Annotated in this window: 10 protein-coding genes, 1 tRNA gene and 1 pseudogene; 3 read left to right on the top strand and 9 right to left on the bottom strand. The window is 73.4% G+C overall.

Annotated elements, in window-relative coordinates; translation table 11 throughout:
• Window positions 1-34 precede the first annotated feature (34 nt).
• A complete protein-coding gene (locus tag ACFHWE_RS01620) occupies window positions 35-826 on the top strand; it encodes a glutamate racemase (RefSeq protein WP_416598732.1) in 792 nt (263 codons plus the stop codon).
• Here the strand turns inward: ACFHWE_RS01620 and ACFHWE_RS01615 are convergent.
• Window positions 769-2,346 (bottom strand): hypothetical protein, encoded by a 1,578-nt coding sequence (locus ACFHWE_RS01615; protein ID WP_416598731.1) that lies wholly within the window; start codon window positions 2,344-2,346, stop codon window positions 769-771. The genes ACFHWE_RS01620 and ACFHWE_RS01615 overlap by 58 nt on opposite strands.
• 365 nt (window positions 2,347-2,711) lie before the next feature.
• On the opposite strand from ACFHWE_RS01615, the gene ACFHWE_RS01610 reads away from it, so the two are divergent.
• Together ACFHWE_RS01610 and ACFHWE_RS01605 are read left to right on the top strand one after the other, a co-directional pair.
• On the top strand, window positions 2,712-3,059 hold the full coding sequence (locus ACFHWE_RS01610) for a hypothetical protein (RefSeq protein ID WP_028649821.1): 348 nt from the start codon (window positions 2,712-2,714) through the stop codon (window positions 3,057-3,059).
• Between the two features lie 154 nt (window positions 3,060-3,213).
• Window positions 3,214-3,735 (top strand): DUF6315 family protein, encoded by a 522-nt coding sequence (locus ACFHWE_RS01605; RefSeq protein WP_416598730.1) that lies wholly within the window; start codon window positions 3,214-3,216, stop codon window positions 3,733-3,735.
• Window positions 3,736-3,843: 108 nt separating this feature from the next.
• On the opposite strand, the gene ACFHWE_RS01600 is transcribed toward ACFHWE_RS01605, so the two are convergent.
• The 8 genes and pseudogenes from ACFHWE_RS01600 to ACFHWE_RS01565 form a co-directional block, all read right to left on the bottom strand.
• Window positions 3,844-5,928: an ATP-dependent DNA helicase gene (locus tag ACFHWE_RS01600; protein WP_416598729.1), complete on the bottom strand. Its 2,085-nt coding sequence runs from the start codon at window positions 5,926-5,928 to the stop codon at window positions 3,844-3,846.
• Window positions 5,929-6,021: 93 nt separating this feature from the next.
• A complete protein-coding gene (locus tag ACFHWE_RS01595; RefSeq protein ID WP_416598728.1) occupies window positions 6,022-6,495 on the bottom strand; it encodes an SRPBCC family protein in 474 nt (157 codons plus the stop codon).
• Complete coding sequence (locus tag ACFHWE_RS01590) at window positions 6,488-6,838, bottom strand: ArsR/SmtB family transcription factor (protein WP_416598727.1); 351 nt, start codon at window positions 6,836-6,838, stop codon at window positions 6,488-6,490. The genes ACFHWE_RS01595 and ACFHWE_RS01590 overlap by 8 nt, the downstream gene beginning before the upstream one ends.
• 130 nt (window positions 6,839-6,968) lie before the next feature.
• The gene (locus tag ACFHWE_RS01585) at window positions 6,969-8,954 is read right to left on the bottom strand and encodes a hypothetical protein (protein ID WP_416598726.1); all 1,986 of its coding nucleotides are present in this window, start codon (window positions 8,952-8,954) and stop codon (window positions 6,969-6,971) included.
• A gap of 476 nt (window positions 8,955-9,430) precedes the next feature.
• A tRNA-Ala gene (locus tag ACFHWE_RS01580) sits at window positions 9,431-9,503 on the bottom strand.
• A gap of 116 nt (window positions 9,504-9,619) precedes the next feature.
• On the bottom strand, window positions 9,620-10,678 hold the full coding sequence (locus ACFHWE_RS01575; protein WP_416598725.1) for an ABC transporter substrate-binding protein: 1,059 nt from the start codon (window positions 10,676-10,678) through the stop codon (window positions 9,620-9,622).
• Window positions 10,675-11,023 (bottom strand): annotated as a pseudogene (locus ACFHWE_RS01570) (iron chelate uptake ABC transporter family permease subunit). The gene ACFHWE_RS01575 and the pseudogene ACFHWE_RS01570 overlap by 4 nt, the downstream one beginning before the upstream one ends.
• A gap of 204 nt (window positions 11,024-11,227) precedes the next feature.
• Window positions 11,228-13,006, bottom strand: coding sequence for an SIP domain-containing protein (locus tag ACFHWE_RS01565; protein ID WP_416598724.1), 1,779 nt, complete (start codon window positions 13,004-13,006; stop codon window positions 11,228-11,230).
• Window positions 13,007-13,021: the final 15 nt, after the last annotated feature.

The following is a 13,021-nucleotide window of genomic DNA, read 5'->3' as shown; positions in this document are numbered from 1 at the left end:
CGGCGGGGCCGGTCGCGGCATAGAATCTGCAACCGTGCGCATCGCTCTCGTTGACTCCGGAATCGGCATGCTCTCCACGGCGGCGGCCCTGCACGCCGCACGCCCGGACGCCGACCTCGTCCTGTCCATGGACCCGGACCACATGCCCTGGGGCCCGCGCACCCCGGAGGAGATCATCGGGCGCGTCCTGGCCGGTGCCCGCGCGGCGCGCGAGGCCTCGGACCGGGAGGACCTGGCCGCGGTGGTGGTGCCCTGCAACACCGCCTCCGTCCACGGACTGGCCGCGCTGAGGGCCGAGTTCGAACCGCGGATCCCGGTGATCGGCACGGTCCCGCCGATCAAGCCCGCCGCGGCGGCGGGAGGACCGATCGCGGTGTGGTCCACGGCGGCGACCACCCGCAGCGCCTACCAGAACCGGCTCATCGAGACCTTCGCCTCGGGCGTCGAGGTCACCCCCGTGGCCTGCCTCGGCCTGGCCGAGGCGGTGGAGTCCGCCGACCCGCGGATGATCGCCGACGCCCTGGCCTACGCGGCCGAGCGGACCCCGGACGCCGTCCGGGGTGTGGTCCTGGGCTGTACGCACTACGACCTGGTCGGGGACCGCGCCCTCGCGGCCCTGGGACGCGCCGTGGACACGTTCACGGCCGCCGACGCCGTGGCCGCGCAGGCCCTGCGCAGGATCGGTGCGCCTCCCCCCAGGGAGGCGCCGGGCCGGGTGACCGTCCTGGCCAGCGGACGGCCCTCCCGATTGCCCGGGGCCGCGCTCGCCTACCCGGCCGGCCGCGCGCTGGCCACCGCCGTCCCGGCCTCCGGCGCGATCCGGTAGGGCTCCACCGGCCCGACGCCCACCACTGCGGCCCGGCCCTCGTCGTCCTGGCCGGGCGCCCCCGCGGCGAGCGTGCGGACCAGGTCCCGGACCCCCGCGGTGTCGTTGTCGTGCAGGAGCGTCTCCAGCAGCGACAGCGCCGCGTTCTGGTCGCCGGGCCGCTCACGCACGTGGCGCCACTGCGGGCCGGTGGCCACGTCGGAGAGCATCAGTGTGCGTCCGACCTGGCCGAGCGCGGCCAGCAGCGGGGTGTCGCTGGGCAGGGACGACAGCGCGGCGTTGACCTGCTCCGCCTGGTACTCGGGGTCGACCTGGTCGGCGGGCTGGGCCCTGAGGTGGTCCAGGATGCGGTCGGCGGACGCCACGGGCGGGACCGGGGTCATGGCCGCGACCAGGGAGCGGACCTCGGCCAGGTCCCCGGCGGCCTCCTCAGTGCGGCCCAGTTCGGCGATGAGACGCTCGGCCCGGAGCGCCGAGCACTCCGCCACCCAGCGCGCCCCGCGTCCGACGGCCAGGCGCGCGGCGGCCAGGGCCAGTTCGGCACCCCGGCGCGGCGCGCCCACCCGCTCGAAGTAGCGCGACCAGGTGGTGACCCGCACCCCTAGGCGCCAGTCGTTGCGGACCGCGCCCTGGCAGACGAGGTTCTCCACGGCCTCCACCCAGGCCGGCCGCAAGCTCGGGTGGGCCTCGGCCTCCTCCACCGTGGGCAGGACGCCGATGGCGTCCCGGGAGGGGCACAGCCCCAGGCGGACCAGCCAGGACAGCAGCCGTGCCCGCTCGAAGCGGATGGACCGGCCCAGCGCGACGTGCCGTGTCCCCGCGGCGGCGATCTCCCTCTCCAGGGTGATCTCGGCCTCCAGGCGGTCCAGGGCCTCCAGTGCGTCGGTGTGCTTGTCCTGGTGGCGCAGGGAGCGGACGAGGGCGAACACCCCCTCGGTGCCCAGCAGCGCGGGTCCGATGGCCGTGTGCTCGTAGCGGCGCAGCTCGGACTCGGCCCGGTCGGGCCGCCCCTCGTCGATCAGGACGTGGGTGCGGGCCAGGCACAGGGACGGCCAGGCGGGGGTGTTCTCCCACCCGTCGAGGCGCTGCGCCGACAGCAGTTCGCGGCGCACAGCCGTGGTGCCCGCCGCGTCGATGTTGGCGTGGCATCGAGCCAGCGTCTCCAGTGCGGACACCGGCAGCGGGCCGTGCTCCCGCGGGTCGGGCCCGTCCTCCACGGCGGCGACGGCCTGGTCGATCGCCCTCCTGCCCTCGGCGAGCGCACCCACCCGTACGGCCAGGGGCCAGTGCGCGAGGTAGGCCAGGGTCGGCGTGCCGAGAACGGCCGGAGCCTCGGCCTCACCCGCCTCGGCCGCCAGGCGGCAGGCCGTGCGCAGGGCCGAGCGGGCGACCGTCTCCACGCGGACCGCCTCCCCGGCCTCACACGACTCGGGCAGACTCGTGACGGAGTCAGCGAGTTCGACCTGTCCCATCTTTCGCAGATGGCGCGCGGTCTCCCCCGCCCACGTCCACATCGGCATCATGATCTCCCCCTGTAGTGCGATGCGAGACAGAACGTAGCAGCGCGGTGACAGAGCTGTCCGGAAAACGCGTGAAACCGGTGCGCTCCGGGGACCCGCCCTCCGCCCCTCCGGCGGGGGAGGAACTAGACTGGGCTTCTTTGAACCTCCGCTGCGCTTCTGTCCGTGCTCGGATGCCCGGGGAACGGGAACCTTCGGCACCTACGGCGGCCCCGTGGGCGCCCTCGCGGCACCCCCGTAGCGCGGCACCGCGTTCAAAACAGCTCCTAGACTCTGGGGGATCGGCGGTGCCGAGGCCGTTCGCGGCCGCGGCACCGAGGACACCCCCGCCCGACGAGACGTCGCAGACTAAGGACGGCACGCCGATGGGATGGCGAGACCGCTTCGGCCTACGCAAGGCCAACCGCAAGGGCAAGGCCCGCTTCGACCGGGACTCCGAGGACTCCGACATCAAGGCGCTGATCGAGTTCGCCGAGAGCCGGGTGGGGGTGGAGTTCTTCGTCGAGCCCGAGACCTTCGCCACCCGGGCCACCGCCGTGGCGGTGGCCACCGACGGGGAGTGGATCCGCCGCAGGTGCGGTTCCCCCGAGGTCATCCGCAAGGTGGCGAGCAGGATCGCGACCCCCGCCTACGACGTCCAGATCGTCGGGTACCCCCAGCGGATGCGCGACTGGAGCGCCCGCAACAAGCGCGGCCTGTCCCTGGACGAGTGACGGCGGACATGCCAGAGCCGTGTCCGTGCGCACCCGAAACCCGAGATCGGGGCATTTGGGGCATTGATGACAACACCTTGCCCCGACTTCCTCATGGAACGGGTTCCCTTACGGGCTCCATCCGTCGCATACTCGCCTGGGAGGGGGGACTCTGATGGAGCAGGATCTCACTGCCTTGTGCTGTGAATGCGGCATGGTCCGCCGGGTGAGCGACTACCAGTGCGTAGGCGAGGCGCAGTCCGCCTACGGGGTGGCCCGGTGCGTCGTCTGGCGCAAGTGCCGCACGTGCGGCTACCGCACCTACCACGCCTACCTGCGCGGCGACGAGGAGCGGGACGAACTGGAGGACGCCCTGCGCCTAGACGGCGCCCTGGCCGCCGAGGCTCTGGAGGAGGAGGTCGAGCAACTCAGGCTGTGCGGTATCGAGGTCGGCCACGCGACCGTCCCCGCGATCTGGGACGGGCAGTCCGTGGGCATGGTCACCCAGCGGCTGACCGACCAGTCCTACTCCATCGTGCTGGACCCCGAGTCCCCCGTGGTGTCCCGGCTCAAGCTCATCGACATGATGTGGAACGAACTCCTGGTGGGCGAGCACGACGAACGCTGGTACATCCAGGAGCCCGAGGACGACTCCCCCGGCTACGCGGTCCGGCTCTTCGGCTACCGCTCCCGCTGACCTCCCCCGACCCGCCGTCTCCCCCGTGCGCGGGGCGAGGTGCCCGGCCGAACCGGCCCACCCCGCCGAGCGGTCCTCGGACGCGGGGCCGCGGAACCGGGTCGGCGCTCACCCCGCCGCCGGTTCGGGGGCCGTCCTCCCGGTGAGGCGGCGCAGCGCGGCCCGGGCCACCGAGGGGTCCGTGGTCCCCCAGTAGGGGGGCAGCGACGCGCGGAGGAACCCGCCATAGCGCGCGGTGGCCAGCCTCCGGTCCAGGACCGCGATCACGCCGCGGTCGTCGGTCGACCGCAGCAGCCGGCCGGTGCCCTGGGCGAGCAGCAGGGCCGCGTGGGTGGCCGTCACCGCCATGAAGCCGTTGCCGCCGTGGGAGGAGACCGCCCGCTGGCGTGCCGAGGACAGCGGGTCGTCGGGCCGCGGGAAGGGGATGCGGTCGACGATCACCAGTTGCAGGGACGGCCCGGGCACGTCCACGCCCTGCCAAAGCGAGAGGGTGCCGAACAGGCAGGACCGCTCCTCCTCGGCGAAGGCGCGGACCAGTTGGCCGGTGGAGTCCTCGCCCTGGCAGAGGATCGGCTGCTCCAGGCGTCCGCGCAGCTCCTCGGTGGCCTGCTGGGCGGCGCGCATGGAGGAGAACAACCCGAGGGCGCGGCCGTCGGCGGCCTCGATGAGCTCGGCGATCTCGTCCAGGCAGGCCGGAGCCAGGCCATCGCGCCCCGGCGGAGGCAGATGGGTGGCCACGTAGAGGATGCCGCTGCGGGCGTGGTCGAAGGGCGAACCCACGTCCAGACCGCGCCAGCGGGGCTCACCGGCGGCCCGGTGCGGTCCGTCGTCGTCGGGGTCGGGGGCCCGCTCCGGGCCCGGGTCCGGGTGCAGTCCGCGTTCGGCGCGCTCGGCCGCCTCCTGGGCGGCCTCACGGCCCAGGCCCCACTGGTGGGCCAAGGGTGCGAAGGTGCCGCCGAGGGCGAGGGTGGCCGAGGTGAGCACGACCGTGCGGTCCCCGAAGAGCTTCTCGCGCAGCAGGCCGCCCACGCCCAGCGGTGCGGCGCTGAGGGAGGGCGGGCGGGAGGGCGACCTGGTGAGCCAGCAGACCTCGGTGCGCTCGCGCAGCGGGGGGCCGAACGCCTCCAGGACCCGCACGGCGGCGTCGTGGACCTCCTCCAGGGCGGCCAGGGCCATCTTGCGGTCGCTGGCAGTGTCGGGGTCGAACTCCCCCGTGGCGGGGCCGGCTGCGCTGACGCAGGCGGCCGCGGCGTCGCGGACGGCGGCGACGGCCCCGGCCAGGCCGTCGTCGATGTGGTCGATCCGACCCTCGGGGGCGTCGGCCAGCATCAGGCCGAGGCCCTCGGCGCACTCGGTGAGCCGCTCGCCGATCCCGGGTTCGACGAGGCGGCCGGCGCGCTTGGCGGCGGTGGCCACCGCGCGTTCGGTGAGGGTGGCGGTGGCCACGGAGGTGGCGCGGTCGACGAGTTCGTGCGCCTCGTCGATCACGATGGTGTCGTGCTCGGGCAGGAGGCGGCCATCCTGGGTCATGTCGATGGCGAGCATGGCGTGGTTGGTGACGACGACGTCCACACCTCGGGCGGCCTCGCGGGCGAACTCGGCGAAGCACTCCTGGCCGAAGGGGCAGGCGCGGGCGCCCATGCACTCGTTTCCGCCCACAGAGACCTGGCGCCAGGCCAGGTCGCCGACCCCGGGGGCGAGTTCGTCGCGGTCGCCGGTGACGGTCTCCTCGGCCCACTCGTGCAGGCGCGCCACCTGGCGTCCGAGCGCGGACAACTGCCGGGGGTCGAAGAGTTCGGCGTCCTCGGCCTCGTGGTCGGCGGCGTGGAGGCGGTTGCGGCACAGGTAGTTGCGCCGCCCCTTGAGCACCGCGAAGGTGGGCTCGCGCGGCAGCAGGGGGGCGAGCGCGGCGGCCAGTCTGGGCAGGTCCCGTTCGATGAGCTGGTTCTGGAGCGCGATGGTGGCGGTGGAGACGACCACGGTGGTCTCCTCGGCCATCGCGTGTCTGACCGCGGGCACGAGGTAGGCCAGGGACTTTCCGGTGCCGGTGCCGGCCTGGACCACCAGGTGCTCGCGCCGCCGGACCGCGTCGGTCACGGCGTCGGCCATGGTCCGCTGGCCCTCGCGGTGGGTGCCGCCCAGAGCGGAGACGGCCGCGTCGAGCAGGGTGGGGACGTCGGGGAGATCTGCCACGGATTGACAGTACCGGCCCGGGGCGACGGACGGGCCGGTGTCCACAGGGCCGGTCCGGTCGGCCCCGCCGCGGGGCCGACCGGACCGCGGCGCTCAGACCAGGGCGGCGACGACCTCCTCCAACGCGTCCAGGGACTGGGTCGTACCGGACTCCATCCCTGCGGCGACCATGCCGTCGCGGTCCTCCACCGACTGGAAGACCGACCTCACGGTGTAGAGGGTACGGCTCCCCTCGCTCTCCAGCCGGTGGGTCTCCAGGAGCACGTGCCCGGGGGTGCCCTCGAACTCGAAGGTCTGGACGAGGCGCTCCGGGGCGGCCACGTCGTGGTACACGCCGTGGAAGGCGTACTCCGCGCCGTCGGGCGCCTTCTCCACGAACCGCCAGGACCCGCCGGGCCTGACGTCGGCGCGGTCCACGACGGTCTCGGTCTCCCTGAGCCCCCACCAGCGGGCCAGGTACTCCGGTTCGGTCATGGCCCGGAAGACGGTCTCGCGCGGGGCGTCGAAGCTCCGCTTGATGACGACGTCCTGTCGGCCGGGCTCGATGATCACTTGCAGGTCACTCATGGTCGTTTCCCTTCTCGCTGCCGTCCTGGATGCGGCGGATCTCCTGGTCGAGGCGCTCGAAGCGGTCCTCCCACCGGTCGCGGTAGCGCTCGATCCACACCGAGGCGCGCTCCAGCGGGGCGGCCTCCAGCCGGCACGGGCGCCACTGCGCGTCCCGGCCCCGGCTGATCAGTCCGGCCGCCTCCAGCACCTTCAGGTGCCGGGAGACCGCCTGGAGGCTGATCGGGAAGGGCTCCGCCAACTCGTTGACGGTGGCCTCACCGCGCGCGAGCCGGGCCAGCAGTGCCCGGCGCGTGGGATCGGCCAGCGCCGCGAACGTGCGACTCAACGGGTCATCCGCCATCTGCGTATTCAATCTCTTAGTTGATCAACCTTCTTGTTGATTATGCATCCGGGAGGGCCCTCGGGTCAAGGAACGGGGCACGGCCTCCGCCCCGATGGGCGGAGGCCGTGCCGTGCGGTGCCGGGTCCGGTCAGGGCCGCTGCGGCGGACCGACCAGGGGCGCCTCGACCGGCTCGGCCAGGCCGACGAACACCACCATCTCGTGACCGCCCGGGTTGGTCAGGCGCGGCCGCGTCTGCCAGTTGTTGGCCAGCCACACGTTGCCGGACGGGTCGATCTGGACCCCGGTGTTGCGCACGAGCGCGTCGCTGGTGTAGCCGGTGCCGGCCGGGGAGATCGGGTCGCCGGTGCGGTGCCCGGGCGGGCAGGACGAGGCGTCGGCCCCGCACAGGTGGGCCAACCGCTGGCCGCCGAAGTTAGCGACCCACACGTTGTCGGCGCCGTCGACGGCGATGCCCCACGGGATGTGCAGGCCCCCGTTCTCGAAGGGGCCGTCCGGCGTGCGGCCCTGGGCGTCCACCACGGTGACGGAGGCCTCCGCCTGGGGATCGAGCACCGACTCCAGGAAGTCCTCGACGCTGATGTCGCCGCAGGGCGGCTGGATGATGCCGGAGTTGGCCACCCAGACGTTGCCCAGGCTGTCGGAGGCGATGCCCATGGGGGCGTCGATCCCGCCGCCCTCGACCGAGGCGACCGGTGTGCCGTCGGGGGCGAGCGCCAGGACGTTGGAGGTCCTGTTGCCGGTCACCCACGCCCGGCCCTCGGTGTCGATGGCGATGTCGAACGGCGTGTCCAGCAGTTCGGAGCCCGGATCGATGTTCTCCGCGTCACGGGGGTCGCCTCCCGGGATGCGGGTCACGGTGTCGTTGCCGCAGTTGGCCAGCCAGACGGTGCCGCTGCGGTCGGCGACGGTGCCCTGGGGGCGATCGATACCGCCCACCCGCCAGCCCGTCGGCGGCGACAGCGGCAGCCCCTCGGAGCTGAACTGGGAGACGCTGCGGGAGAGCAGGTCCTGGTCCTTCTCGCAGCCGCGGCCCTGGAAGCCGAAGTTGCCGACCCAGAGGTCTCCGCGCGGGTCGAAGGTGACCCCGTAGCCCGCGCCGTAGACGCCCCCGCCCCCGAAGGGTGAGCCGGGCGCGTTCCTGCCGTCCGGGGTGAACTTCACGACCTGCTCGGCACCGCACACCGTCTCCCGGGGATCGGCGCCGAACTCGTAGTTGTTGATGATCCAGGCGTTGCCGTCGGCGTCGAAGGCCACGTTGCCCGGCCCGTCGAGTTCGCGCCCGGTGCCGACGTAGCTCAGGGCCAGGGTCCAGGCGTCCGGTGCCGACCCCAGCGCGGGGGCGAACACCCGCTGGGTCCGCGAGGCCCGGAACAGGGCCCCGGTCCGGTGGCCGGGCGCATGGGCGATGTTGAGCGCCGCTTGCAGGGTGTCCCGGGCCGGGGGCTGGCCCTGGGCCCGCGCCAGACGGAACAGGCGCTCGCAGGAGTCGGGGCCGGCGCAACTGGCGAGGAGGTTGGCCAGCGAGTTGAAGGTGCGCAGGGTGGAGGTGCGGTCTCCGTTGGGCGGGGCGGCCAGGACCCGGGCGATCCCTCCGGTCCTGGCGTCGGCGAGGTTGCGCGACGTGAGAGCGGCGTTCTGCGGACCGGGACGGGGCCCGGCGATGTGCGCCCCCTGCATGAACTGGGCCATGGAGAAGGCGGTGGCCACGGTCGTGCGCTCGTTGACCACCACGCGGGAGCGGCGGGAAGCGGGAAGGACCGCGGTGAGCCGGACGGGGTCGCGGCCCTGGGCCCGGTACCCGTAGCCGACGGGGTCGCCCTCCGCCACGACGTAGAGCACGGACCCGGGGGCGGAGGGTCGGTGGTAGTCGATCTCGAAGCGCCCGTCCGGAGCGCTGCGGGCCGTCCCCAGGACGGCCGCCGGGTCGTCCCACCCGTCCCCGGCCCGGTAGAGGCGAACCTCGGCACCGCCCAGGGGTTCTCCCCCGCTGGTGACCGTCCCCTGCTGGAGGGCGGTCTCCGGCCCCGGTCCCTCCTCCGGTGGAGCGGCGGCTGAGGTGGTGGTCAACGCGGCGAGGACTGCCCCGGCCACGAGCGCACAGCGACGGCGCATCTGGACTCCGATTCACGGCTGCGGGTGGTGCGTCCCGGACGTGCGGGACGTTCAGCGATGAATGTACATCCAGAGCGATGATTTAACTACCAAGAGTGACCAACGAGTCCCGCCCACCCCGACCGCGAGGCGCGACGGCCGAGCGGCACACCGGAAGACGCCCGCGAACAGAGCGGACAGCCCGCAGGGCGAAGCCCCGCGATGCAGGAGCGCGCCCCGCCGACCGACGCGGCCAGAACCACAGGGGGGGTACCCCGGGGGGTCCGGGGGTACCCCCGAAAGACACGAAGGACGACCCGGCGAGGCGGCCGAAGGCCCCCGAGCAGGGTCGTCCCGAGTCCGTGGACCTGACGGGACGTCACTCGAACCCGCGGGGCGAAGCCCCGCACCGGGGGTCTGGGGGTCGCCCCCAGAGGAAACGACGAGACGACCCGGCGAACGCGGTCACGCGCGAGCAGGGTCGTCTCGGAGTCGAGTGGAGCTATGGGGATTCGAACCCCAGACCTCCTCCATGCCATGGAGGCGCGCTACCAACTGCGCCATAGCCCCGTGTTGCGCAGGCAACGGAAGAGATTCTACCTGACGGGTACGGGTGGGTCGGCCCGTGCGCATGGGGCGTGCGGGCCGCCGGGGAAGGGCGGCCCGCACGTTGAGTGGATCGGCCGCTACGAGGCCTGGAGGTCTTCCAGGGCCTCGACCACGCGGTCGAGCGTGTAGTTGGCGTCGGTGTAGCCGGCGACGGTGTTCTTCCCGACCGGGTAGGCGTGGCCGTCCTGGACGGCGGGGAGCCCCTGGTAGAGGGTGGTCGCCTGGAGGTCGGCCATGAACGGGTTGACCTCGCCGCGCAGGTCGGAGTCGTAGAAGAGGACGTCGACGTCGCCCACGACCGAGTCGAGGCTCTCGTTGGAGACGGTGGCCTCCGGCTCGGCCCCGTTCTCCTGCGCGGACCAGGTGAAGCCGAGCGGCACGAGCAGGGTGCCGCTCATGTTCTCCTCTCCCCAGGCGTAGAAGCTGTTCTCCTCGAAGGCGCCGATGACGCCGATCGTCGTGCCGTCGATCACGTCGGCGTAGGTGTCGGCGATCTCCTGCTGGCGGGCCGCGAAGTCGGCGGCGAGCTCATCGGCCTTCTCGGGGACGCCGAGCGCGTCGGCGACCTCCTCGGTGCGCTGGAACCACTTGGCGCGGTCACCGCCGCGCGGGGTGGGGATGTAGACGGGGGCGACGGCCTGGAGCTGCTCGACGACCTCCTCCTCGTAGACGTTCGGGGCGAGGATGAGGTCGGGCTCCAAGCCCGCGATCTCCTCCAGGTTCGGCTCGACGCCCTCGGCGACGACGGGGACCGCCTCGAAGTCGTCCACGAGGTCCTCGGGAACGATGCCGGGCTGGTACTGGCTCTGGCCGACGGGGGTGACGCCCAGGTCGAACACGGAGATGCCGGCGGGGGCGGTGGCCGACTGCGGCAGCAGGCCGAGCCGGGTCGCCACCTCCTTGGCGCGCGGGGCGTGGATGTCCTTGCCGTCGAGGTACACGGTCCCCGCGCCGGGCTTGAGCAGGCGCGCCAGGGAGCGCAGCAGGGTCGACTTGCCGCACGCGTTGGGGCCGAGGATGACCGTGAACTCGCCGTCGGGGATGTCGACGGTCAGGTCCTCGCCGATGACGCGCTTGTCGTAGGCCATGGTGATGCCGTCGGCCCGCAGACGGGCCTCGCCGGGGGGTGTGCTCACAGGGTTCCCTTCCGGTTCTCGCGGACGAGGAGGGTGATGAGGTAGAGGCCGCCGACCGCGACCGTGGCGACGCCGACGGGGAAGGACTTGTCGGGGACCGCGTGCTGGACGGCCTTGGTGGCGAAGAAGGCGCCTCCGAGGGCGGGCCAGACGAGCGATCCGATCGTGGCGGGCAGGCCCAGGAGGGTCGCCAGGGCCACGAAGAGGGTGGCCCCGGCGTTCACTCCGAGGATGCCGGGGTCGGCGAGGGGGTTGGGTGTAGGCCTGGATGAGGGCTCCGGCGGTGCCCAGTGCCGCTCCGACCGTGACCGCGGCGAGTGCCCGGGGCAGCCGGTACTCGAACACCAGGATCTCGGCCTCGCGGTCGCCCTCACCGAGGAGCGCGGTGGCACACGGGCCGGTGAGACGTACTCGGCACCCACGAACAGGCTCATGCCGAAGGCGAGCGCCAGCCCGAGGAGGACCGGCGGCATGCGGGGGCGGGCGGCGCGGCCCTCGGTGGGCACGGCTGCGGCCCGCCCCTCGCCTGCTGGAGCGGTGGGGGCGGTCTCAGGCACGGGCGATGACCACGTTTCCATAGGGCCCGAAACCCCAGCCGAGCATCGCGGTCTCGACGGTGGACGCTCCGGCGGCACGCAGGAGCCCACCGATCCGGTCGCTCGTGCGCAGGGCCGTACCGGTGACCGCGAGGCTGACCAGGGCGCGTTCGGCGGCGTGGTCGTCGGCGGCGGCCTTGTCGGATGTGGGTTCGGCGATCACGAGTGCGGGACCGGCGGCGAGGACGGTGCGCAGCAGGGCGAGCACCTCGTCGTCGGTTCTGCCCTCCAGTGCCCCGATGAGGATCGCGCAGTCGTGTCCGGGCCACGCGGAGGCGTCGGCCCCCGGGAGCTGCACGGTCCGTCCGCGCGCGATCTGCGCGGCCGCGTACGGTGCGGCGTCGCCGAAGACGGCAAGGGTGCGGGCACCGGCGACCACGGGGAGCTGCGCGAGCGGCTCGGCGACGAACTGGAGCTGTTCGGCGGCCCGGTCCTGGTGGACGGTGTCGAGCGCCTCGTCGGCGGACCGCCGCTCGCGCCAGGAGGCCGTTCCCAGGCGCGGGGCCTGGCGGCCCGAACGCAGCACGTCGACGAGGTCGACGAGCGCGAGCGCCTCGCGGTTGGCGGGGTTGTCGAGGGAGAGCGCCTCCAGGGGGGCGTCGTCCATGAGGACCCCGCCGCGCGCCGTGTTGCGGTAGTGGTCACCGTCGCGCTCGACCAGCCCCAGGGCGGTCATCGCGTCGAGCAGGGACGCGAGGCGCTCCGGTTCCACGCCGGTCTCCCTGCCGAGCCCGTCGGCCGTGGTGGTGCCGGAGGCGATGAGGGGGCAGATCCCCAGTGTGACGGCGGCGCGGGTGACGACCGGCGGCCCCAGCTCGCTCATCTCGTGGACGTCGTGGAGCAGCTCGCGCGGGGTGGGGCCCTCGGGGGCGGCGGGGGTACCGGATGCGTCGTGTGTCCCCGCCTCGTCGGCGCCCGCGGCCTTGGGCCGGCGCCAGTATCCGACGACCTCGACGTCCTCCTTGGGCAGCCCCAGGTCCTTGCGCAGGTGACGGCGGATGGGGGCGACCGTCATCGCCTCGCCGCCGACCCAGGCGTAGACGCGGCCCTCCGGCACGGCCACGCGCCACACGGCCTCGAACAGCAGCGTGCCGGTTCCGGCGGGGGCGCCGTCGCGCACCAGCCACTCGACGTCGACGTCGGCGGCGGTCTCGATCTCCTGGCGGTCCTCGGCGGTGGGGACCTCGACGATCACGTGTCCGCGGGTGCCCTCGGGCGCCTCCTCCAGCCAGCGGCCGATCGCCGGGAGCGCCGTCTCGTCGCCCGCCAGCAGGTGCCACTCGGCCTCGTCGTTGCGCAGGGCGCACGACTTGGGACCGGCGAAGTGGAGCGTGTCCCCCTCCTGGGCGCGCAGCGCCCAGGAGGAGGCCAGGCCGTGGTCGTGGCGGACGATGTCGATGTCGAGGGTGCCCGTATCCGGGTCCCAGGCACGCACCGTGTAGTCGCGGGTGCGGGCGAAGCCCTCGGGGCTCCACGCGAAGCGCTGCTCCTCCTGGGTGCCGATGTGCGGCACCGTCCCGTCCTCGGCGGGGACGACGATCTTGATGTGGTCGTCGAACCCGTTGGAGCGGAACGGCGGGCGCTCGTGGCCCCCGCCCATGGTCCCGGCGAAGAGCTCGTCGCCGGTCAGCGTGATCCGCCGCATGTTCGGGGTGACGTCGACGATGCGGGCCACGCTCGTACGACGCAGCACGATGGGGTAGACCTGCAAAGGCCGTGATGTGCGTGGCATGTGGGACTCCCGAGG

Source organism: Nocardiopsis sp. LOL_012 (genome assembly GCF_048060475.1).
Lineage (GTDB): Bacteria > Actinomycetota > Actinomycetes > Streptosporangiales > Streptosporangiaceae > Nocardiopsis.
This window is presented reverse-complemented; position numbering and strand designations above follow the sequence as displayed.